General features: G+C 61.3%; 30 protein-coding genes. All 30 read left to right on the top strand.

Annotated features, from left to right (window positions below; genetic code table 11):
* Positions 1-8: 8 nt before the first annotated feature.
* The 30 genes from rpsE (at position 9) to C8D99_RS10410 (ending at position 20,101) form a co-directional block, all read left to right on the top strand.
* Entirely contained in the window at positions 9-521 is a 513-nt protein-coding gene (rpsE, locus tag C8D99_RS10555; RefSeq protein WP_133958107.1) for a 30S ribosomal protein S5, read from the top strand.
* 11 nt (positions 522-532) lie between these two features.
* Positions 533-718: a 50S ribosomal protein L30 gene (rpmD, locus tag C8D99_RS10550; RefSeq protein ID WP_133958106.1), complete on the top strand. Its 186-nt coding sequence runs from the start codon at positions 533-535 to the stop codon at positions 716-718.
* A gap of 13 nt (positions 719-731) precedes the next feature.
* The gene (gene rplO, locus C8D99_RS10545) at positions 732-1,181 is read left to right on the top strand and encodes a 50S ribosomal protein L15 (RefSeq protein WP_133958105.1); all 450 of its coding nucleotides are present in this window, start codon (positions 732-734) and stop codon (positions 1,179-1,181) included.
* A complete protein-coding gene (gene secY, locus C8D99_RS10540) occupies positions 1,182-2,474 on the top strand; it encodes a preprotein translocase subunit SecY (RefSeq protein WP_133958104.1) in 1,293 nt (430 codons plus the stop codon). It begins immediately after the preceding gene.
* 11 nt (positions 2,475-2,485) lie between these two features.
* On the top strand, positions 2,486-3,136 hold the full coding sequence (locus tag C8D99_RS10535) for an adenylate kinase (RefSeq protein WP_133958103.1): 651 nt from the start codon (positions 2,486-2,488) through the stop codon (positions 3,134-3,136).
* Positions 3,133-3,909, top strand: a complete 777-nt coding sequence (gene map, locus C8D99_RS10530) for a type I methionyl aminopeptidase (RefSeq protein WP_133958102.1) — start codon at positions 3,133-3,135, stop codon at positions 3,907-3,909. Before C8D99_RS10535 ends, map begins: the two co-directional genes overlap by 4 nt.
* A complete protein-coding gene (locus tag C8D99_RS10525) occupies positions 3,894-4,211 on the top strand; it encodes a KOW domain-containing RNA-binding protein (RefSeq protein ID WP_133958101.1) in 318 nt (105 codons plus the stop codon). The genes map and C8D99_RS10525 overlap by 16 nt, the downstream gene beginning before the upstream one ends.
* Before the next feature lie 9 nt (positions 4,212-4,220).
* Entirely contained in the window at positions 4,221-4,442 is a 222-nt protein-coding gene (gene infA, locus C8D99_RS10520; RefSeq protein WP_133958100.1) for a translation initiation factor IF-1, read from the top strand.
* A 180-nt stretch (positions 4,443-4,622) separates the two neighbouring features.
* Positions 4,623-4,748, top strand: coding sequence for a 50S ribosomal protein L36 (gene rpmJ / locus C8D99_RS10515; RefSeq protein ID WP_133958099.1), 126 nt, complete (start codon positions 4,623-4,625; stop codon positions 4,746-4,748).
* A gap of 8 nt (positions 4,749-4,756) precedes the next feature.
* Complete coding sequence (gene rpsM / locus C8D99_RS10510) at positions 4,757-5,134, top strand: 30S ribosomal protein S13 (RefSeq protein ID WP_133958098.1); 378 nt, start codon at positions 4,757-4,759, stop codon at positions 5,132-5,134.
* A 37-nt stretch (positions 5,135-5,171) separates the two neighbouring features.
* Complete coding sequence (gene rpsK, locus C8D99_RS10505) at positions 5,172-5,564, top strand: 30S ribosomal protein S11 (protein ID WP_133958097.1); 393 nt, start codon at positions 5,172-5,174, stop codon at positions 5,562-5,564.
* Positions 5,565-5,597: 33 nt separating this feature from the next.
* Positions 5,598-6,233, top strand: a complete 636-nt coding sequence (gene rpsD, locus C8D99_RS10500) for a 30S ribosomal protein S4 (protein ID WP_133958096.1) — start codon at positions 5,598-5,600, stop codon at positions 6,231-6,233.
* A 32-nt stretch (positions 6,234-6,265) separates the two neighbouring features.
* Positions 6,266-7,258, top strand: a complete 993-nt coding sequence (locus C8D99_RS10495; protein ID WP_166670136.1) for a DNA-directed RNA polymerase subunit alpha — start codon at positions 6,266-6,268, stop codon at positions 7,256-7,258.
* Between the two features lie 5 nt (positions 7,259-7,263).
* On the top strand, positions 7,264-7,617 hold the full coding sequence (rplQ, locus tag C8D99_RS10490; protein WP_133958094.1) for a 50S ribosomal protein L17: 354 nt from the start codon (positions 7,264-7,266) through the stop codon (positions 7,615-7,617).
* A 2-nt stretch (positions 7,618-7,619) separates the two neighbouring features.
* Entirely contained in the window at positions 7,620-8,465 is an 846-nt protein-coding gene (locus C8D99_RS10485) for an ATP-binding cassette domain-containing protein (protein WP_133958093.1), read from the top strand.
* Positions 8,456-9,295, top strand: a complete 840-nt coding sequence (locus C8D99_RS10480; RefSeq protein ID WP_133958092.1) for an ATP-binding cassette domain-containing protein — start codon at positions 8,456-8,458, stop codon at positions 9,293-9,295. Before C8D99_RS10485 ends, C8D99_RS10480 begins: the two co-directional genes overlap by 10 nt.
* A complete protein-coding gene (locus C8D99_RS10475) occupies positions 9,292-10,101 on the top strand; it encodes an energy-coupling factor transporter transmembrane component T family protein (protein ID WP_133958091.1) in 810 nt (269 codons plus the stop codon). The genes C8D99_RS10480 and C8D99_RS10475 overlap by 4 nt, the downstream gene beginning before the upstream one ends.
* Entirely contained in the window at positions 10,101-10,868 is a 768-nt protein-coding gene (gene truA, locus C8D99_RS10470; protein WP_243833897.1) for a tRNA pseudouridine(38-40) synthase TruA, read from the top strand. Before C8D99_RS10475 ends, truA begins: the two co-directional genes overlap by 1 nt.
* Positions 10,869-10,964: 96 nt before the next feature.
* A complete protein-coding gene (mreB, locus tag C8D99_RS10465) occupies positions 10,965-12,011 on the top strand; it encodes a rod shape-determining protein (RefSeq protein ID WP_133958090.1) in 1,047 nt (348 codons plus the stop codon).
* 84 nt (positions 12,012-12,095) lie between these two features.
* Positions 12,096-12,911, top strand: a complete 816-nt coding sequence (locus C8D99_RS10460) for a flagellar hook-basal body protein (protein WP_133958089.1) — start codon at positions 12,096-12,098, stop codon at positions 12,909-12,911.
* Positions 12,912-12,927: 16 nt separating this feature from the next.
* Positions 12,928-13,716, top strand: a complete 789-nt coding sequence (flgG, locus tag C8D99_RS10455) for a flagellar basal-body rod protein FlgG (RefSeq protein WP_133958088.1) — start codon at positions 12,928-12,930, stop codon at positions 13,714-13,716.
* A gap of 8 nt (positions 13,717-13,724) precedes the next feature.
* Entirely contained in the window at positions 13,725-14,648 is a 924-nt protein-coding gene (flgA, locus tag C8D99_RS10450; protein ID WP_133958087.1) for a flagellar basal body P-ring formation chaperone FlgA, read from the top strand.
* Positions 14,645-15,223, top strand: a complete 579-nt coding sequence (locus C8D99_RS10445; protein WP_133958086.1) for a flagellar basal body L-ring protein FlgH — start codon at positions 14,645-14,647, stop codon at positions 15,221-15,223. The genes flgA and C8D99_RS10445 overlap by 4 nt, the downstream gene beginning before the upstream one ends.
* Positions 15,224-15,236: 13 nt before the next feature.
* Complete coding sequence (locus tag C8D99_RS10440; RefSeq protein WP_133958085.1) at positions 15,237-16,349, top strand: flagellar basal body P-ring protein FlgI; 1,113 nt, start codon at positions 15,237-15,239, stop codon at positions 16,347-16,349.
* A gap of 2 nt (positions 16,350-16,351) precedes the next feature.
* Positions 16,352-16,696 carry a hypothetical protein gene (locus C8D99_RS10435; protein ID WP_133958084.1) on the top strand — a complete coding sequence of 115 codons (345 nt, stop codon included), beginning with the start codon at positions 16,352-16,354 and terminating at the stop codon, positions 16,694-16,696.
* Entirely contained in the window at positions 16,697-17,113 is a 417-nt protein-coding gene (locus C8D99_RS10430) for a YkgJ family cysteine cluster protein (RefSeq protein ID WP_133958083.1), read from the top strand.
* 553 nt (positions 17,114-17,666) lie between these two features.
* Positions 17,667-18,836, top strand: a complete 1,170-nt coding sequence (locus C8D99_RS10425; RefSeq protein WP_166670135.1) for a DUF3084 domain-containing protein — start codon at positions 17,667-17,669, stop codon at positions 18,834-18,836.
* A gap of 17 nt (positions 18,837-18,853) precedes the next feature.
* Complete coding sequence (locus C8D99_RS10420) at positions 18,854-19,072, top strand: alcohol dehydrogenase (RefSeq protein WP_133958081.1); 219 nt, start codon at positions 18,854-18,856, stop codon at positions 19,070-19,072.
* Complete coding sequence (locus tag C8D99_RS10415) at positions 19,069-19,488, top strand: GNAT family N-acetyltransferase (RefSeq protein WP_133958080.1); 420 nt, start codon at positions 19,069-19,071, stop codon at positions 19,486-19,488. Before C8D99_RS10420 ends, C8D99_RS10415 begins: the two co-directional genes overlap by 4 nt.
* On the top strand, positions 19,475-20,101 hold the full coding sequence (locus C8D99_RS10410) for a ComF family protein (RefSeq protein ID WP_133958079.1): 627 nt from the start codon (positions 19,475-19,477) through the stop codon (positions 20,099-20,101). The genes C8D99_RS10415 and C8D99_RS10410 overlap by 14 nt, the downstream gene beginning before the upstream one ends.
* Positions 20,102-20,154: the final 53 nt, after the last annotated feature.

The following is a 20,154-nucleotide window of genomic DNA, read 5'->3' as shown; positions in this document are numbered from 1 at the left end:
CGCAGAGGATGATCAGGAAAAAGATTGATGCCAAGGGGATGGAACTTACCGAGCGTGTCGTTGCCATCAACCGGGTCAGCAAGGTTGTCAAGGGCGGCAAGCGCTTCAAGTTCAGCGTCCTCGTTGTGGTCGGCGACGGTGACCGGTACGTGGGAATCGGCATGGGCAAGGCCAAGGAAATTTCCGAGGCTGTCCGGAAGGGTATCGACAAGGCCGGCAAGAACCTCGTGGAGCTCAAGAGGATCGGGAACACCATTCCCCACCCGGTAAACGGCGTCTTCGGAGCGGCCTCGGTACTTCTCAAGCCTGCCGTTCCGGGAACGGGAGTTATCGCTGGCGGAGTGGTCCGGGCCATCATGGAACTCGGCGGAGTGAAGGACGTGGTGACCAAGGTCATCGGCCGGACCTCCAACGCAATCAACGTGGCCTGGGCTACCATGCAGGCTCTCGAAGAGATGCGGACCCCCGATGAAATTCTCCGGCTCAGGGGCAAGAAGACCCCCGAAGCCGCGGCGGAGTAGGAGGCATTCTCATGGCGAAGCTTCGAATCACATGGAAGAGGAGTTCCATCGGCAGGCCCGAGGTCCAGAAGCGGACCGTCCGTGCCCTTGGTCTCACCAAACTCAACCAGACAGTAGAACACGACGACACCCCCCAGATCCGCGGCATGGTCAACAAGGTCAGCCACCTGGTGGAATGTGTTGCCGTGGAGAATTAGGGAGGGACACTCCATGAGCTTGCATGAACTGCGCCCTGCACCCGGAGCCAGGAGCAAGAGCAAGAAAAGGCTCGGGCAGGGTATAGGAAGCGGAACGGGTAAAACGGCGGGAAAAGGCCACAAGGGACAGAAGGCCAGGAGCGGCGGCGGAGTCCGGCCCGGTTTCGAGGGCGGACAGATGCCCATGATGCGCCGCATTCCCAAGAAGGGTTTCAACAACGCGAGATTCGCCAAGGAATTCCAGATCGTCAACGTGGAATCCCTTTCCTCCAGGTTCGAAGCTGGGGCGACGGTGGGCTTCTCCGAGATGTACGCAGCGCGCCTCGTCCAGAAGGACAACATCCCCGTGAAGGTCCTTGCCTCGGGTGATATTGACAAGGCGCTCACTGTGCAGGCCCAGGCGTTCAGCGCCCAGGCAAAAGCGAAGATCGAAGCAGCGGGTGGGAAGGCCGAGGTGATCTAAGTGATCGATTCCTTCCGGGATGCCTTCAGACTGCCTGACCTGAAAAGAAGAATCCTCTTCTCCCTCGGGGTGCTGTTCATTTTCCGCCTGGGGGCCCACGTCCCGACGCCCGGGATCGACGCTGAGGCCATGTCCCGCCTGTTCGACGGCGGGGGAGTCCTTGGTTTCCTCGACATATTCGCGGGCGGCGCGCTGAGGCGGTTCAGCATCTTCGCGCTCGGCGTCGCCCCGTACATCAACGCGAGCATCGTCATGCAGCTGCTCGTGGTCATCTTCCCTGCTCTCGAGAAGATGCAGAAGGAAGGTGAGGACGGCAGAAAGAAGATCGTCCAGTGGACACGCTACGCAGCGGTTCTCTTCGCCCTTGTCCAGGCGGTGGGCATGACCTTCTGGCTTCGGGGGCTGGGTATCTTCAGCGGCCACTTCTTCGACGGCATGGTGGTGGTTTCCACCGTAACGGCGGGATCCATCGCCGTCATGTGGCTCGGCGAGGAAATCTCCGACCACGGCATCGGCAACGGCATTTCGCTCCTCATCTTCGCCGGAATCGTGGCAAGGGTTCCCGAGGCCATCATCCAGAGCTGGAACATGATCATGCTCGGTGAAATGAACGCCCTCGTCCTCCTCATCGCCCTCATTCTCATGGTGGGCGTCATCGCCGGGTGCATTATGCTGCAGGAAGGCCAGAGACGGCTTCCGGTGCAGTACGCAAAACGGGTGGTCGGCAACAAGATCTACGGCGGACAGAGCACCTTCATACCCCTGAAGGTGAACCAGGCGGGGGTCATCCCCATCATCTTCTCCTCCTCGGTGCTCCTGTTCCCCTACTCGGTGGCAAAGTTCTTCTCAGGAGACATTGCCCTGTTCTTCCAGCGCATCTTTGCGCCGGACAGCGTCGTGTACACCCTTTTCTACGTGGCGCTCATCATCTTCTTCAGCTATTTCTACACCGCGGTGGTCTTCAACCCTTCGGACGTGGCGAACAACATGAAGAAGTACGGCGGTTTCATTCTCGGAATCCGGCCGGGCAAGCCCACCTCGGATTTCATTGAGAAAGTGATGAGCCGGATCACTCTGGGCGGCGCGGTGTTCCTCGCCGGCGTGGCTCTCGTTCCCAACCTCATGACCCAGTTCATGGGGATCACCAGCTTCTACTTCGGCGGAACGGCGGTTCTCATCGTCGTCGGCGTGGCTCTCGACACGGTCCACCAGATCGAGGGACAGCTTCTTATGCGGCATTATGAGGGAATACTCAAGCGTAAGGATAAAGCCGGCGGACTACTTCGCTTTTAAGGAGAAGAACAATGCGCATAATTCTTCTTGGTTCACCCGGGGCAGGTAAAGGAACGCTCGCGGCGGAAATCGACAAGAAATACCCTGTGGCGCATATTTCCACCGGAGATATTTTTCGCGAAAACGTGAAAAACAACACTCCGCTGGGCATGAAAGCGCAGTCCTACATGGATGCAGGCAAGCTCGTGCCGGACGACATCGTCATCGCGATGATGGAGGACAGGCTTCGGGAGCCCGACTGCGAAAAGGGATTCATCCTCGACGGTTTTCCACGGACGGTTCCCCAGGCGAAAGCCCTGGAGAAGATCCTAGAAGAGTTGCACCTCAGCCTTGATAAAGTGGTGCTCCTCGATGTCGACGAAGAAACGGTGGTCAAGCGCCTCTCGGGGCGGAGAACATGCCGCTCCTGCGGAGCGATCTACAACGTGGAGTTCAAGCCCTCGGCGAAGGGGGACCTTTGCGAGAAGTGCGGCGGAGAACTCTACCAGCGGGAAGACGACAGTGAAGAAGTCATCCGGAAAAGGCTGAAGGTATTCTACGACCAGACTGCGCCGGTGATATCCTATTACGAGGGGAAGCACATGTTCGTGAGGCTCCCCTCGGCGCGGCACGGTTATTCTCTTCTCGAAGAACTCGAGACGGTAATCGGCGGTACGGAATGATAACACTGAAAAAAGAAGCGGAACTTGTTTATATGCGGAAAGCGGGAAAGATCGTGGCCGACGTGCTGGACATGATCGGCGGAATCGTTCGCCCCGGAGTGACCACCGGCGAAATTGACCGGGCGGCAGAGGATCTCATCCGGAAGGCCGGGGCGACCCCCGCTTTCAAGGGATACCGGGTTCCCGGTATTCCCTCGCCCTTTCCCGGGGCCGTGTGCGCTTCCATCAACAGGGAAATTGTTCACGGCATTCCGAGCAGCGACCGGTGCCTTGAAGAAGGCGACATTATCAGCATCGATGTCGGGACCTGCTATTCCGGGTACTATGGGGACGCAGCATGCACCTACCCCGTCGGTCGGGTGAACGCCGTCCGACGGAAGCTTCTCGACGTTACCCTGGGAAGCCTTGAGCAGGCGGTATCCGTGGCGAAAGCCGGCAATACCCTGGGCGACATCGGGTATGCCGTAGAGAGCTTCATCGCTCCCCACGGCTTCGGCCTCGTACGGGATTACTCGGGGCACGGAATCGGCGCCCATCTGCACGAACCGCCCCAGATACCCAATTACGGGCGCCCGGGACGGGGAATAACACTCAAAGCGGGAATGACTTTGGCCATCGAGCCTATGGTGATGGCCGGCGCCGAAGAAGTCGAGGTCGGCCGTGACCAGTGGGTGGTCATGACGGTGGACGGCTCCGATGCCGCTCATTTCGAAAAGTCGGTTCTCATCCGCGATGGAGAGCCGGAGATCCTTACTCCGTGGACATGGGCCTGAATGAGCTTCCCGACGACAGCCTGTGCAGAATCGGTCAAGTTGTTCGTTCCCGTAAAGGAAAAGACGCCGGCAGATGGTATGTGATCGTCGGAATTTCGGAAGACGGGCGAAGGGTATATCTTGCGGACGGGCGGAAGTACACGCCCGCGAAACCCAAGCCAAAAAACACGATCCACCTGCAGCGCACGGGATGGTATCTTGACGAAATCGCGCAAAGCATCCTGTCGGAAGGAAGGATAGACGCAGGAAGATTTCAGGCTCTTCTGTCGGGCCTTTATCGAAATGAACAGCAGGGAGGATGAAGAAACCGCATGTCCAACAAAGACGACGTGATAGAAGTACGGGGGAAAGTGATCGAACCTCTCCCAAATGCCATGTTCCGGGTGGAACTCGACAACGGGCACAGGATTCTCGCCCATGTTTCCGGAAAAATGCGGCTTCATTTCATCCGCATTCTGCCGGGCGACAAGGTCCTGGTGGAGATATCCCCCTACGACTTGGCACGGGGCCGGATAGTGTATAGATACAAATAGCGGGGACCCGGAGAGAAGATCCTGAAAAGTTTTGACAAAAACGGAACCCCGCCGACAAAAAAGTATTTTCTTCTGACCGATACTACTGTATAATTTAACGCTTGGAGAAAATGCGGTAATTACAGAAGCCCCGAAGAGGGCATCTGTTTTTAAGTTCTTTGCCAGAGGAGCGTGGAATGGATGAAAGTGAAACCTTCGGTCAAGCCGATGTGCGAGTTCTGCCGGGTCATCCGGCGCAAGGGTGTCGTGCGGATTATCTGCAGCAGGAATCCGCGCCATAAGCAGAGACAGGGTGCAAGGAGGTAAGGCTGGCTATGGCCCGAATCGCCGGAGTAGACATACCCAGAGACAAGCGTGTGGAAATTGCGTTGACGTATATTTTTGGAATAGGCCTTCCCACTTCGAAGAAGATCATCCAGGTCACCGGGGTGAACCCCGACACCAGGGTGAAGGACCTCACCGAGGAAGAGACCCAGAAGCTCCGCAGGGAGATCGAGGATCACCACAAGGTGGAAGGCGACCTTCGCAGGGAAGTGTCCATGAACATCAAGCGGCTTATGGATATAGGCTGCTACAGGGGCCAGCGTCACAAGCTCGGTCTTCCCGTCCGCGGACAGAAGACCAAGACCAATGCCCGCACCCGCAAGGGACCCCGGCGTACTGTCGCGGGCAAGAAGATGGCTACGAAGTAGCCTTCTGAACCCAGGATAAACAAGGAGGCTGGATTAAGTGGCCAAGCGTACGGTCCGTAAAGGGAAACGCAAGGAAAGAAAGAATATCAGCTATGGTGTCGCCCACATCTATTCCACGTTCAACAATACCATCGTCTGCGTGAGCGACAAGGGCGGCAACATTCTCGCATGGGCTTCCGGCGGAAACGTGGGCTTCAAGGGAACGAGAAAGTCCACCCCCTTCGCTGCCCAGATCGCCGCGACCCAGGTCGCCAAAGCTGTTCAGGAGCACGGAGTCCAGGAGATCGACGTGGTCGTCAAGGGCCCCGGCCCCGGCCGCGAGTCCGCCATCAGGTCGCTCCAGGCGGCAGGGCTCCAGGTGAACATGATAAAGGACACCACCCCCATTCCTCACAACGGCTGCCGTCCTCCGAAGCGGCGCAGAGTGTAGGAAAAGGTCAGTCAAGGAGGGAATGTATTTCTTATGAGCAGATATATAGGGCCTTCGTGCCGTCAGTGCAAGGCTGAGGGAACCAAGCTCTTCCTGAAGGGCGACCGTTGCTATTCCGCGAAGTGCGCCATCACGAAAAGCGAGGCCGGAGCCAACACGAGGATGAAAAAGGGACGCCCCCGGACAAAGATCAGCGAATACGGGATCCGTCTCCGGGAGAAGCAGAAGCTCCGCCGGTTCTACGGCATGAACGAAGCGCAGTTTCACAGAATTTACGAGATCGCGAACAAGATGTCCGGTCAGACCGGCCACAACTTCCTGCAGCTTCTCGAGCGCAGGCTGGATAACGTGGTCTACCGTCTCGGCTTCGCCACCAGCAGAAAGCAGGCGAGGCAGCTTGTTCTTCACGGACACTTTCTCGTGAACGGCAAAAGGGTGGACATCCCCAGCTTCCTTGTCAGTGCAGGCGATGTAGTCGCCGCCGCAGAGAAGAGCCGCGAAACGGCCCTCCTGAAGGAAAACGCGGAAGTTGCCGCCGCCCGTACCGTGCCCCAGTGGCTCGAGGTCAATTCCGAGAAGATTGAAGGAAAGATCATCGCGCTTCCCGCGCGTGACCAGATTGATGCGCCTGTGACCGAACAGCTCGTCGTCGAGTTTTATGCCAGATAATGGCGTGAAAGGTGTTGGAAACCTTGGAACATATGCGGCCTGAAATCCGAATCGAGGAAAGCAATCCCACCTTCGCGAAGGTTCATATCGAACCCCTTGAGCGTGGATATGGAGCTACCCTTGGCAATTCGCTCCGCAGGGTTCTCCTTTCCTCGATCAGGGGAGCGGCCATATCGTCGGTCCGCATTGACGGCGTGCTCCATGAGTTCAGCACCATCCCCGGAGTCCGGGAAGATGTCATCGAGATACTGCTGAACCTCAAGCATGTTCCGGTGCGCTCCTTCAGCAGTGAAGTACGGGTGCTCCACCTGGAAGTGGAGGGGGCGGGAACCGTGACGGCCGCCGACATCCAGCCCGACAGCGAAGTGGAGTTCGTCAGGCCCGACGCTCCCATCTGCACCATGGAGGAAGGCGCCAGGCTTTCCATGCAGATCTACGTGGAACAGGGCGTGGGGTACGCTTCCATGGAACGTCCCCGCCCCCCGTATCTTCCCGTGGACGCCCTTATGGTAGACGCCATCTTTTCACCTGTCCTGAAGGTGAACTACGATGTGGAAGCCGCCCGGGTGGGCCAGCGGACCGACTACGAACGGCTCGTGCTCCAGGTCTGGACCAACGGGGTCCATACGCCGGAGTCCACCGTATGCGAAGCGTCGAAGATCCTGCGGGGGTACTTCGCGAATTTCGTGGAGGACATGGAGAAGAAGCACCCCGAGGAAAGGGCCGAACAGGACGCTCCCGCTTCCCAGGGCGGAGCCGACGCGGCTGCGGAACGCTCCGGCGAAGAGGACGATTATCTCGCCCGGCCCGTCCGTGACCTTGAACTCTCCATCCGCAGCGAGAACTGCCTTCTCAGGGGCGGAATCCACACCATAGGCGATCTCATGAGCAAAACCAGGGAAGACCTGCTGAAGATCCGCAACCTCGGCAAGATTTCCCTCCGGGAGATCGAAGAGAAAATGGAAAAGCTCGGAGCCATCATCTCGGGCGACAAGGGCGATACAAAGTCAACTAAGGAGGATTAATTTCCATGAGACATCGTATGGATAGCCGGACGCTCGGCCGGTATGGCAGCCACAGAAGGGCCATGCTGTCCAATATGGCGGCCAGCCTTTTCCTTGAAGAGAGCATCACCACCACCGTCACCCGGGCAAAGGAGCTCCGCCGGTACGCCGAGCGGCTCATCACCCGGGCCAAGGGCGGCACCATCCACGACCGGCGCATCGTCCGGTCCAAGATGGCCCACAAGGAAGCCGCCATCAAACTTTTCGACGACCTTGCAAAGCGGTATGCCAGCCGGCCGGGCGGATACACCCGCATCATCAAGACAGGGAACCGTCACGGCGACGGCTCCCCCATGGCGGTCATAGCCCTGGTCGACTGATTATGCCCCGAAAAACGGTATGCGAACTCCGGGATGTGACTTTCGTCTATCCCGGAGGAGCGGCCGACAGCTCCGGCCGTGCCCGCCCCGCCCTGCGGAACGTGACGCTTTCCATATATGAGGGGGAGTGGGTGGCACTGCTCGGAAGCAACGGATCAGGCAAATCCACCCTTGCGAAGCACCTGAACGCCCTGCTGGTACCCTCGCAGGGCGATTGTCTTGTATACGGTCTTTCCACCAGGGATGAGAAAAACGTCTTCCCTATCCGGAGCACCGTCGCCATGGTCTTCCAGAACCCGGAAAACCAGATCGTGGGCACCGTGGTGGAGGAGGACGCGGCCTTCGGACCGGAAAACCAGGGAGTCCTCCCCGAGGAAATCGTCCAGCGGGTGGAGGCCGCCCTGACCGTGGCCGGACTGCTTGAAAAGCGGAAAAAACCGACCTACACCCTCTCGGGAGGAGAAAAACAGCGGCTCGCCGTGGCCGGTGCCCTCGCCATGGACACACCGTGCCTCGTTCTCGACGAGCCCACGGCCATGCTCGATCCCGCCGGGCGGACCGAGCTTCTCCGTGTTCTCAGCAACCTCCATGCCTCGGGAAAGACCATCGTCTCCATCACCCACCGCCTCGAGGAAATTCTCTCCTGCGACCGGGCGGTCATCCTTCACAGGGGGGAAATCGCGTGGGAGGGAGCCGTTTCCGATCTTTTCCTCTCCGACCTTCCCTTCAAAGAGTGGGGGCTCGACATTCCCCCTCTCGTGTCTTTCTGGCGCGACCTCAGGGCAGAGGGGCGTTCCGTTCCTCCTGTTCCCACGGTGGCGGCCATGGCCGACGCACTATGTCAATAACAGTATCCGGCCTCGGCCACACCTATCACCCGGGAACCCCCCTCGAAACCCGCGCCCTCCGGGACATCTCCTTCGAATTTCCCGCAGGCACATGGTTTTCCGTGGTGGGCCATACGGGAAGCGGCAAGTCTACTCTCGCCCAGCACCTGAACGGCATTCTCCTGCCCATGGAGGGGAAGATCTTCATCGATGGACTTGAAGTGAAGGAAAAAAGCCCGAGCCTCCGGGAAATCCGCCGGAAGGTGGGCCTGGTGTTCCAGTACCCCGAACAGCAGCTCTTCGCTGAAACGGTCAGCGATGAACTCGCCTTCGCACCCCGCAACTGGGGTGTTCCCGAGGAAGACATCCCCGGCCGGGTTTCGGCCGCCGCCGCCCAGGTCGGTCTTGACGAGGGATGCCTCGGAAGAAGCCCTTTCCACCTCTCGGGGGGAGAAAAACGGAAGGCCGCCATCGCCTCCGTCCTGTCCTCCCGGCCGGACTACCTCGTGCTCGACGAGCCCACCGCCGGCCTCGACTCCTTTTCAAGGAAGGAACTCACCCGCCTCCTGTCCGGACTCCGGAACGAAGGAATGGGCATCCTGCTGGTTACCCACGACCTGGACATCGCTCTCCAGATGAGCGACCGCATCCTTGTGCTGGACGGGGGCCGCCGGATCGTCTGCGACACCCCTGCCGCGGTGCTGGACCATCTCCGCACCCATCCTGTGCCGGGGCTGCAGCTTCCAGAGATCGCCGCCCTGTCCGCCGCCCTCCGGGAACGGGGAAAAAATGTCCCCCTCACCTGGAACTGGAAAGAAATCAAATCCGCCCTTTTCGGGAGTCAGAAATGAAATTCTTCAACCATCTCACCTTCGGCCAGTACGTTCCGTCGGAATCACCGGTGCACCGCCTCGACCCGCGGTGCAAGATCATAGCCGTCCTCGTCCTGCTGACCGGTATTTTTCTCGCGAAGCACCCCGCCGTCTTTTCCGTGTGGGGGGTCCTTCTCGCGTGCCTGACCGCAGGGGCCCGCCTTCCCTTCCGGCTCGTCCTGCGGTCGGCCAAACCCGTCCTTATCCTGGTGCTTTTCACCGCCTCCATTCATATTTTCTTTACCTCGGGGACGCCCCTCGTCTCCCTCGGCATCGTCACCATATCCCGTGAAGGTCTTATCCTTGCCGCCTACATGGGGCTCCGCCTTCTGTTCCTCGTGCTCTTCGCCTCATTCCTCACCCTGACCACCAGGCCCATGGAGCTGGCCGACGGGCTGGAACGGCTCTTTTCCCCCTTCGCCCGGTTCGGCTTTCCGGCCCACGAACTGGCCATGATGATGACCATAGCCCTCCGTTTTATCCCGACCCTCCTCGACGAGACGGACCGCATCATGAAAGCCCAGCTCGCCAGGGGCGCCTCCTTCGACCGGGGCGGCCTGTGGAAGCGGCTGAAGGCCTTCCTCCCGGTGCTGATCCCCCTGTTCGTCATCGTCTTCCAGCGGGCGGAAGACCTCGCCGTGGCCATGGAAGCCCGGTGCTACCGGGGCGGAACGGGCAGGACCCGCATGTCCCCCCTCGCCTGGAAGGCGGCCGATACGGCGGCCCTGCTCCTGGTTCCCGCCGTGGTCATTCTCCTCGTCACTATCGACCGGAGTCTCGCCTGATGCGCTACGCAGCCCGGGTCGGCTACATGGGTACGGCATATTCCGGATGGCAGCGCCAGGCCATGGGTACAGGCGTCCAGGAGAAAATCGAGGAGAGCCTTGCCGCTCTCGAGGGAAAACCCGTCACCGTCACCGCTGCCGGTCGCACCGACGCGGGGGTTCATGCCTGCGGCCAGGTGATCTCCTTTGAACTGGAAAAGGAATGGCGGCCCGATAAACTCGTCCTGGCGGTCAACTTCCGCCTTCCCCCGGACATCGCCGTCCTCGAGGCCGCCCGGGTACTCCCGGGATTCGACGCCAGGCGGCATGCCCTCTGGAGGGAATACCGCTTCTTCATCTGGCACGGAAACGCCCTGCCTCCCTTTCTCCACGGACGGGTCTGGTGGAACCGTTTCCGGTGGGATTTCGAGGAAGTCCGCCGGGCCTGCGCCCTTTTCGAAGGCGACCATGACTTCCGGGCGTTCTGCAAGACGGCCGAATGCCCGGAACGGACGGTGCGCACCATCCACACCGCCTCGGTCACGAGAAAGGGCCGTCTCGCCGTGTTCACCGTCCGGGGAAACGCCTTTCTCACCAACATGGTCCGCATCATGGCGGGCAACCTGAACGCCGTGGGGCGGGGAAAAAAATCCGTAGAATGGCTGAAGGGCCTTCTCGGGGGGCAGGCCAGGGAAAACTCGGCCATGACAGCACCCGCCGAGGGTTTGTACTTGTGGAAAGTGAGCTATGGGGAGGGTACCCCATTTGGCCCGTACAGGGTAGAATAGACCAGTCGTTTTTCAAATCCGGAGAAATTTGCCGGAAAGGGGAGCCGTGGGGACCCCCCGAAACATGCTTTTCGTCGTCCAAAGGAGGAAGACGCCGTGTTTGGAACGGATATCGGAATAGACCTTGGAACAGCAACCGTACTTATTTATGTAAAAAACAAGGGTATCGTCCTGAGGGAACCCTCCGTGGTGGCCGTGGACCTTGATACCGGGAAAATACTCGCCGTGGGCTACGAGGCCAAGAACATGGTGGGCCGCACGCCGGGAAGCATAACATCGGTCCGCCCGCTGCGGGACGGCGTCATCGCCGACTACACCATGACGGAGGCCATGCTGCACCACTTCATGCGCAGAGTCCAGCGGGGCTTCAGCCGCTTTTTCCGCAACCGGGTCATGATCTGTGTCCCGTCGGGCGCCACCGACGTGGAGCGCCGGGCGGTCCTTGAAGCCGCCGTGGAAGTGGGCGCCAAGGAAGCCTACCTCATCGAGGAGCCCATGGCGGCAGCCATAGGCGCCAATCTCAACGTGGAGGAGCCCCGGGGCAAAATGGTGGTGGACATCGGCGGCGGCACCACCGATATCGCCGTCATCTCCCTCGGGGGCATCGTGGTGTCCAAGTCTCTCCGCATCGGCGGCGACCGTTTCGACGAGGGCATCATGCGCTACCTCCGCAAGCAGTACAGCCTGGCCATCGGCGAACAGACCGCCGAGAACCTGAAAATAATGATAGGCACCTGCCTCCAGGAGGAGGAGGAAACGGTCATGGTCCTCAAGGGACGGGACCTCGTCCAGGGGCTTCCCAGGCAGATCGAGGTCTCCAGTGCCAGCGTTTCCATGGCCATCGGCGAGATGGTTCAGGCGCTGATTGATGGAGTTCGGAATGTTCTGGAGCTAACGCCGCCCGAACTCTCCGCCGATATAATAGACAGGGGAATCGTCCTCACGGGCGGCGGTTCGCTGCTGAGAGGCCTCCCCGACCTCATTACCAGGCACACGGGCATCAACTGCTTCACGGCGGACGATCCCATGGAATGCGTCGCCCTCGGTACGGGCAAGGCCCTCGCCGAGATCGACAAGCTCCAGGCCCTGGGAAGGAGCGGCATCCTCGTCAACAAAAGAAAGGGCAGACGACGGAAATTCTGATCCCCGGCGGTCGGGCGGGGACGGATTGATCCGGAAGGATCGGCGGACCCGCCTCCGTTACAGGCCCCACCGGGAGGGAATTTCATGCACCGAGGCCTCTATGCGGCCGCTTCAGCCATGATCGTGCAGGAGACCATGCACGACGTGACGGCCAACAACCTGGCAAACGTCAGTTCGTCGGGATTCCGGAAACGCATCCCCGTCAACAAATCCTTCCCCGAAGTGCTCATGGACCGTGTGGAAAAGCCTTCCGAAGACGGAGCCATCAAGCTGGTCTCCGCCCCCTTCCAGCTCGGCTTCAAGGGAAAGTTTCTCATCGGCGACCTCAGCCTCGCGAACGTCATGTCCGAGACCTACATGAGCACCGAGGAGGGGGCCATCCAGGTGACCGACGCCCCTCTCGACGCCGCCATTCTGGGCGAAGGCTATTTCACCGTCCAGGACGGCGCGGGCAGCCTTTTCTACACCCGGTCGGGCCATTTCCAGCGCAGCGCCGAGGGGCAGCTTGTCACCCATGACGGAATGGCAGTGCTCGGCGAAGGCGGCCCTGTGGAGTTCGGCGACGCGGCCGAAGTGTCCATCGGCGGGGGAGGTCAGATCATCGCGGACGGGGAAATCATCGACGTGCTCCAGGTGGTGACCTTCCCCAACCCCACCTACCTCCGCCAGGCGGGCCGGACCACCCTGGCGGCCACGGAGAATTCCGGGGCTCCCGCAGCCCTTGAGGCCGAGGAGATCCGGATCGAGGCAGGGGCGCTGGAGATGTCCAACGTCAACGTGGTGGAGGAGATGGTGCGGATGGTGGAAGCCCAAAGGGCCTACGAGGCGTCGTCCAAGACCCTCATGACCCATGACGAACTTACAGGCAAGCTGATCACGTCCTTCGGCAGGACCAGCTAGCGGGAGGGAGAATATCATGCTCAGATCCCTGTGGACAAGCGCAAGCGGAATGATCGCCCAGCAGACCAACCTGGACGTCACCACCAACAACCTGGCCAACGTGAACACCGCCGGATTCAAGAGAAAACGGGCGGACTTCGCCGACCTCCTGTACCAGATCAACCGGGAGCCCGGCGCTCCCGTGGAGCCCGCCTCCATGGTGCCCAACGGCGTACAGGTGGGACTCGGAACCCGGGTGGTGGGAACATCCCGCTACATGGGCCAGGGAAACCTCCAGGTCACGGACCAGCCCCTGGACGTTACCATCGAAGGAGACGGATTCTTCAGGGTGCTTCTTCCCAACGGCGAAATTGCCTACACCCGGGCGGGCAACTGGAATGTCGACGCCGACGGACAGGTGGTCAACGAAGACGGCCTTCTTCTCGAACCCGCCATCGTCATCCCCGAGGACGCCACAGAGATCATGATCAGCCCCGAGGGACTCGTAACGGCACGCATCGCCGGCCAGGAAGAAGCGGAAGAAATCGGCCAGATCGAGCTGACCCGGTTCGTCAATCCCGGCGGACTGAGGGCCATGGGGAAGAACCTCTTCCTCGAGTCGCCCGCCAGCGGAGCCCCCATCGAAGGCCTTCCCGGAGCCGATGGGCTCGGCCAGCTGCACCAGGGAGTCCTCGAGATGTCCAACGTCCAGGTGGTGGACGAAATGGTCTCCCTCATCATCGCCCAGAGGGCCTACGAGGCGAACTCCAAGGGAGTTCAGACGGCGGACGAACTGCTTCGCATCGCCAACGGCCTCAAGAGGTAGCCGCCGCCGTGAACGGAAAAAAGAAAGAAACGCGGGATGCTCTTCGGTCCCGCCTTTTTTTTCACCTTCTGGCCGCCGCCTTCCTGCTTGCTTTCGCCCCCGCTCCTGTTTCCGCCGCCGACCTTGTTCTTGAAATGGGGACTTCCGCGGCGGTAACCTCCGATCCCTTCCTCCTCTCCGAAGCGGCCCATCTCACCGGCGACCCGGAACTCGTCCGGAAAGCGGGCTCCGTGACGCTTCCCGTTCCCCGGAACGGCATCCTCACCCGGGACGCCCTCCTGGCCGCCATGACGGGCCACGGGATCGGGGGTATCCGTCTCAAGCTCATCATGCCCCCGGAAGTGGCGGTTTTCCTGGACGAGTCTCTCTCCGCCGTCATCAAAAGGCTTTCAGGATGGGAATGGCAGGTGGAGGCCGAACCCCTCGGGCCTGTGCCTCCGGGAATTCCTGTCGCCCCCCCCTCCGTCGCGCCGGGAACGGGGTCGGTCACGCTGAAATACGACGACGGATCGGGAACGGAGCGGTCCCTGGCGGTGAGGCTCTCCTGGAGCCGCCCCGCCGTGGTGGCGGCCCGCCCCGTGGAGCGGGGAAAGGTTCTGGACAGGGACGACGTGACGGTCCAGGCGGTCAGGGTCCTCCGGTCGACGCCCCTGGCGTCCTCGGTGGAGGAAGTTCTCGGCGCCGTGGCCCGGCGAAATCTTTCCGCCGGGGAGCCCGTGGCCCTCAACTTATTGTCCTCAGCGCCGATAATTCAAAGAGGGGATCCCGTCATCATCTCCGTCAGGAAGGCGGGGTTCCGCATAGAAGTCCGGGGAGAAGCCCTGGACGCCGGATGCCTGGGAGACACCATCCGGGTCCGGAACCTTCAGAGCAGAAAGGTCATCCAGGCGGTGGCGACAGCGCCCGGACGTGTGGAGGTGCAGACAGAATGAAAAAAATTGTATTAGCGGCAGCGGCGGTGCTTCTTCTGTTCGGGATGGTCCCCGGTCAGGCCACGGCCCGTTCCCTGTGGGACGACCGGTCCAACTGGGTGGCCGACCGGCGGCCCACCAGCGTGGGCGACATCGTCACCGTGGTGGTGAACGAGAGGACCAGGACCAAGGACCAGGGAAAGACCGACGTGTCCAAATCGAACAACAACAGCGTAGCCGACGGAGTGGGCATCTTCGACTTCATCAGGGCCTTCGGCTTCAGCTCGAAGAGCAACATGAAGGGCGACGGTTCCACGGAACGGACCCACACCGCCCAGACCCAGATCACCTGCCTGGTCACCGATATCCTTCCCAACGGCAACCTCATCATCGAGGGCACCAGGGACATCGCCACCCACGAAGAAACCCTCCAGCTCCAGGTGGTGGGGGTCATCCGTCCCCAGGACGTGGACAGCTACAACCAGATTTCGAGCGACAAGATCGCCAACGCGGAGATAGGCGTCAGGGGCAAGGGAGCGCTCACCCGCCTCCAGAAGCCCGGCATCCTGACCCAGATCCTGCAGACCATTTTCTAGGGAGGAGCAGCTCATGACATTCAAGGGCAGAATCGCGGCGGCCTTCCTCTTCCTTCTCCTGACGGCCCCGGCCGCACTGGGGGCCGAGATACACCCCACAGTGAGGATCAAGGACCTCGCCGACGTGGAAGGAGTCCGGTCGAACCAGCTCGTGGGAGTGGGCATCGTCATGGGCCTTCAGGGCACGGGCGACAAGGGAACCATGGCTACCCAGATGATCCGGAACCTCATGAGCCAGTTCGGGGTCACCCTGAACGACAAGGCCGTGAAGAGCCGGAACGTGGCGGTGGTCACCATCACAGCCGACCTTCCCGCCTTCGCCCGGCCCGGGCAGAAAATAGACGTCACCGTGAGCACCATGGGCGACGCCAAGAGCCTCCAGGGCGGCACCCTCCTCCAGGTTCCCCTCAAGGGAGCGGACGGAGGAGTGTATGCCGTGGCCCAGGGACCCGTCATGGTGGGCGGGTTCGCCGCAGGAGGCGCGGCGGGATCGGTGTCGAAGAACGTGGTCACCGTGGGGCGCGTCCCCGGCGGCGCCATCGTCGAACGGGACGTCCAGACCGACTTCACCCTTATGGGCAGACAGGTGAACCTCCTGCTCCGGAACCCGGACTTCACCACCTCCGACCGGATGGCCCGGGCCATCAACAGCGCCTTCGGCGCGGTGGCCATGGCGGTGGATGCGGGGCGGGTGGCCGTCAACGTGCCTCCCCAGTACGCATCCTCACCGGCGGCTTTCCTCGCCCGGATCGAAGGGCTCTCCCTCCGGCCCGACAGCGCGGCCCGGGTGGCGGTGAACGAACGGACCGGAACGGTGGTCATGGGCGGGGACGTGAGGATCAGCTCCGTCGCCGTGGCCCACGGCAACCTCACCGTCCAGGTCACCGAAAGCCCCGAAGTGGTCCAGCCCCAGCCCTTCGCCGGCGGACGGACCGCCGTTCAGCCCCGCACCGACATCCAGGCCCAGGAAACTGCGGCCCAGCTCATCGCCCTCGACTCCACGAGCACCGTGAAGGAACTGGTGGACGCCCTCAACTCGGTAGGGGCCTCCCCGAGGGACGTTATCGCCATCCTCCAGGCGGTCAAGGAAGCCGGCGCGCTCCACGGCGAACTGGTGGTGATGTAGCCGTGGCACTCTTCCATCCCCTCGCCGCGGCGACCCTCTCCTCCCGGCCTTCCCAGGCGCCGGACGACGCAAAGGCCAAAAAGGAACACGAACGGCTCCGGGAGGCCTGCCAGCACTTCGAATCCATCCTCCTGGCGGAACTCTGGAAAAAAATGGCCTCCAACGCCAGGGAATTCGGCGGGCGGGAGGACCGGGACCGCCCCTTCGGTCCCCTCGAAGACCTCTCCGTGGAAATGTCATCGGAATATCTTGCCCGCAGCGGCGGTTCGGGCATGTGGAAAATGCTCTACGAATCCCTCGTTCCTCACCTGGAAGGGAAGGAAAAAGAGAAAGGAAGCCCATCCTAGGTGTGGTGGGAAGAAGGCCTGCGGTTCACCTGCCTCGGATGCGGCAGGTGCTGCCGGGGTGAGCCGGGAGCCATCTATTTCACCCCGGAAGAGGAGGCTGCCATGGCCGCCTTTCTCGGCACCGGGACCGAAGAGTTCAGGAACCGCTACGTCACCGGCAGGTGGCGCGCCCCGAGCCTGAAGGAAAAGAGCGGGGGCGAATGCGTCTTTCATAACGGGGAAACAAACCGGTGCAGCATCTATCCTGTCCGTCCCCTCCAGTGCAGGCTCTTTCCCTTCTGGCCCGTCCTGCTCGCTTCCCGTGACGCCTGGGACGAGGCCGCCCTGACCTGTCCCGGCATGAACGGGGGAGAATTCCACTCCGCGGAGGAAATTGCCCTGGCCATGGCGGCGTGCCCCTTCCCGGACCTCCTCTGAGACCCGGTTCTCTGTCATTCTGAATCCGGATACACGGCCGCTTGGGTTGTCATCCCGAGCTAATGCGAGGATCCCGGTTTGTCATCCTGAACGAAGTGAAGGATCTGGTTTTAGGGCTTTCAGAATCAAGTTGAGCAAACCCAAAACAACCCCGAGATCCTTCCCCTCCGGGGACGAGATCGGCCATGACCCCGGCCTCAGGATGACACCCTCTATGTCATTCTGAATCCGGATTCATGGCCGCTTTGGTCGTCATCCCGAGCGAATGCGAGGATCCCGGTTTGTCATCCTGAACGAAGTGAAGGATCTCGCAGTTGGTTTTCCGGAGACAAGCCCAGATCCTCCCCCTCCGGGGACGCGATCCGGCGAAAATCAGGCCGTCTGGATGACAGGAAAAGAAGCATCCCCGGTTTCCTTTCCCTCACCGGCAGAAATCAGTGAAATTTCGTGGCCCATTCCGGGAGACTCGTCTATAATAGACGAGTCATCCGTTTTTTTCGGGGTCTCTTCCGCCCCGGAAGGCGGACAAGCCGGAACGGCCGGGAGGATCGCCATGCAGCTGCAACTCTGGTCCGACATGAACTGGAGACTCATCCTCACGCTGATCGTCGTCAGCGGCATTCTTGCGTACCTCGGCGACGTCCTGGGAATGCGCATAGGAAAAAAGCGCATCTCCCTCTTCGGCCTCCGGCCCCGGGACACCAGCCGCCTCATCACCGCCATCACGGGCGTATTCATTTCCATCGCCATCCTGATCACCATGACCATCATCTCGGAAAATGTCCGCACCGCCCTCTTCAGCATGAAATTCATCCAGGGACAGCTCCAGTCCCTCACCCGGGATCTCCAGGAAAGCAGGAGCGAATCCCAGCTCATGGCCATCAACCTCCTGGACAGCGAAAAGCGCCTCAAGGAACAGGAGGAGAAACTCCTCTCAGTCCAGAAAGAACTCGCCACCGCCCAGCCCCTTCTCGATGAAATCCGGCAGAGCCTTTCCACCACCCAGAAAGAGCGGGACCAGCTCGAAGAAGAAAAAACAGCCCTCAGCGCCTCGGTGGAGGAACTCAAGAGCGAGGCGGAAGAGCTTCGGAAGGGCCTTATCCAGATACGGAGCGGCCGCATTGCGGTCTTCGCCAAGGAAATTCTCGGCCAGATGGCCGTGGAACCCATGAGCGGCCGGTCGGAGGTGGAGCAGATCTTCCAGGAGCTCCGGCGCCAGGCGGAATACGTCATCGCCGCCAGGACCGGCCTGAGCCCGTCGGAAATCGTCCTTGCCGTGGACATCGAAAAGGAGATGGAAAGCATCGCCTCCTGCACTGAACAGCAGGGCCGGAAATTCATCCGGACCGTGGCTGAGGCAAACGCCGTGTTCGGCGAGGACATCAGGATAACCTACGAGGTCAGCGACAGCGTGCTCGTCTACCGGAAAGGGGAAGTCCTCTACGTCCAGACCGTGGACCCCGGGGCGGTAGGGGAGAACGCCGAGGCGGAACTTCACCTTATCCTGCGCATGGTGAACAGAAAGGCCGTCCAGGACTCCATAAAGCCTGATCCTGCCACAGGGAAGGTGGGTGCCCTGGACGCCACGGCATTTTTCGAGGCGGTGGAAACCATCCGGAAAGCGGAGTCAAAGCTGACCGTGGAAATTGCCGCGGCGGACGACATATATACGGAAGGCCCTGTCCGGGTGGCCCTCAATCTCCGCCCGGCGGAGGGACAATAAAGGCTGGAGGCAGAAAAATGCTTATCGTGGCGTGCCAGGTTTGCGGAGAATCGAAGGTCATCGCCGGAACCCCGGATGCGGACGGCATGGCGAGGGCCACCTGGATCTGCCCGTGCTGCGGCACGGGGCAGGTGGTGCAGCTTCCCGTTTCGTCGGACGCCCGGAAGACCGACCTGCGGAAAATCGTGTGCGGCATGGCCCTTGCGGCCCGCCCTGCGGACGAGGACCGGGCATGAACGGCGGGTACTTTTTCTACGACAGCAAGCACGCCGTCTCCCCGGAGGAGCTGGCGAACCTCTACCGGTTCACCCGGTGGGGAAAGAGCCGTTCCCAGGACGACATCGCCCGGATGCTGGAAGGCACCTCCATGTGCTTCAGCGTCCGGCACGACGACCACCTTGTGGCCTTTTGCCGTGTCCTCACCGACTTCGTCTACCGTGCTTCCCTCTGGGACATCATGGTCCACCCGGACCACCAGGGAAAGAAGGTGGGCACCTCGCTGCTGGATTACGCCCTCGGCCACCCGGCGATCAAGCACATTCCCCTCATCATCACCTATACCAGCGAACTCGCTTCCTTCCTCACCCCCCACGGGTTCGCCCCGAAGGAAGGGGCCCTCATGCTTCTCCGGAGGCCCATTGAGTATTCCTGAGGCGGTCCTCCGCTTCGGAACCCACCTCCTCTGGCCTGCCGCCTGCCCTTTCTGCGGAGCCCTCGGGGTGCCCGCATGCGTCACCTGCCTTCTGCCCCTTCTGGCGCCGCCCCTTCCGGCGGATCTCGGCTCCCTGACCCTCGAGGCGGGAGGAATCCACGAAGGGGTCCTCCGGGACCTCGTCCTCGAGCTGAAATACGGCCGCAACCGTCCCCTCGGCGTCGCCATGGGCCATGCCCTCGGCAGGATCTTCCCGAGGCCCCTCTGCGATATCCTCGTTCCCGTACCCCTCCATGCCGACAGCGGAAGGGGGTACAACCAGTCCCAGGCCCTCGCCGAGGGAATTTCCCGGGAATGGGGCGTGCCCGTGGCGGACGGGCTGCAGTGGAACGGCCTCCGGGCTGCCCAGACTTCCCTTGAGGAAGGGGAGCGCAGGAGCATGCCCGCCGGAGCCATCCTTCCCCGGGGAAAGCAGCTTGAGGGAAAAAGAGCCGTCATAGTGGACGACGTCTCCACCACGGGAACCACCCTGCTCCGGGCCGCCGAAGCCGCGGCCTTGGGAGGAGGAAAGGCGGTTCTCGCCCTTGCCTGGACCATAGCCCCTAAAGCCTGAATGATTGTCGTCCGATAACCATTGTGAAGAGAAAAGTTTCTCCTGTACGGGGT

This window comes from Aminivibrio pyruvatiphilus (assembly GCF_004366815.1).
Lineage (GTDB): Bacteria > Synergistota > Synergistia > Synergistales > Aminobacteriaceae > Aminivibrio > Aminivibrio pyruvatiphilus.
The sequence above is the reverse complement of the archived record's forward strand: the minus strand, read 5'-3'. Positions and strand labels throughout refer to the sequence as shown.

Bases quoted from the DNA above. Each gene is read 5' to 3' on its own strand.
- C8D99_RS10475 (WP_133958091.1), top strand. From the start codon at position 9,292: ATGAAATTCTTCAACCATCTCACCTTCGGCCAGTACGTTCCGTCGGAA.
- C8D99_RS10415 (WP_133958080.1), top strand. From the start codon at position 19,069: ATGAACGGCGGGTACTTTTTCTACGACAGCAAGCACGCCGTCTCCCCG.
- C8D99_RS10420 (WP_133958081.1), top strand. From the start codon at position 18,854: ATGCTTATCGTGGCGTGCCAGGTTTGCGGAGAATCGAAGGTCATCGCC.
- rpsM (WP_133958098.1), top strand. From the start codon at position 4,757: ATGGCCCGAATCGCCGGAGTAGACATACCCAGAGACAAGCGTGTGGAA.
- C8D99_RS10460 (WP_133958089.1), top strand. From the start codon at position 12,096: ATGCACCGAGGCCTCTATGCGGCCGCTTCAGCCATGATCGTGCAGGAG.
- C8D99_RS10445 (WP_133958086.1), top strand. From the start codon at position 14,645: ATGAAAAAAATTGTATTAGCGGCAGCGGCGGTGCTTCTTCTGTTCGGG.
- flgG (WP_133958088.1), top strand. From the start codon at position 12,928: ATGCTCAGATCCCTGTGGACAAGCGCAAGCGGAATGATCGCCCAGCAG.
- C8D99_RS10495 (WP_166670136.1), top strand. From the start codon at position 6,266: ATGCGGCCTGAAATCCGAATCGAGGAAAGCAATCCCACCTTCGCGAAG.
- C8D99_RS10480 (WP_133958092.1), top strand. From the start codon at position 8,456: ATGTCAATAACAGTATCCGGCCTCGGCCACACCTATCACCCGGGAACC.
- C8D99_RS10425 (WP_166670135.1), top strand. From the start codon at position 17,667: ATGCAGCTGCAACTCTGGTCCGACATGAACTGGAGACTCATCCTCACG.
- rpsE (WP_133958107.1), top strand. From the start codon at position 9: ATGATCAGGAAAAAGATTGATGCCAAGGGGATGGAACTTACCGAGCGT.
- rpmD (WP_133958106.1), top strand. From the start codon at position 533: ATGGCGAAGCTTCGAATCACATGGAAGAGGAGTTCCATCGGCAGGCCC.
- infA (WP_133958100.1), top strand. From the start codon at position 4,221: ATGTCCAACAAAGACGACGTGATAGAAGTACGGGGGAAAGTGATCGAA.
- truA (WP_243833897.1), top strand. From the start codon at position 10,101: ATGCGCTACGCAGCCCGGGTCGGCTACATGGGTACGGCATATTCCGGA.
- C8D99_RS10440 (WP_133958085.1), top strand. From the start codon at position 15,237: ATGACATTCAAGGGCAGAATCGCGGCGGCCTTCCTCTTCCTTCTCCTG.
- rpsD (WP_133958096.1), top strand. From the start codon at position 5,598: ATGAGCAGATATATAGGGCCTTCGTGCCGTCAGTGCAAGGCTGAGGGA.
- rpmJ (WP_133958099.1), top strand. From the start codon at position 4,623: ATGAAAGTGAAACCTTCGGTCAAGCCGATGTGCGAGTTCTGCCGGGTC.
- rplQ (WP_133958094.1), top strand. From the start codon at position 7,264: ATGAGACATCGTATGGATAGCCGGACGCTCGGCCGGTATGGCAGCCAC.
- C8D99_RS10485 (WP_133958093.1), top strand. From the start codon at position 7,620: ATGCCCCGAAAAACGGTATGCGAACTCCGGGATGTGACTTTCGTCTAT.
- map (WP_133958102.1), top strand. From the start codon at position 3,133: ATGATAACACTGAAAAAAGAAGCGGAACTTGTTTATATGCGGAAAGCG.
- rplO (WP_133958105.1), top strand. From the start codon at position 732: ATGAGCTTGCATGAACTGCGCCCTGCACCCGGAGCCAGGAGCAAGAGC.
- C8D99_RS10535 (WP_133958103.1), top strand. From the start codon at position 2,486: ATGCGCATAATTCTTCTTGGTTCACCCGGGGCAGGTAAAGGAACGCTC.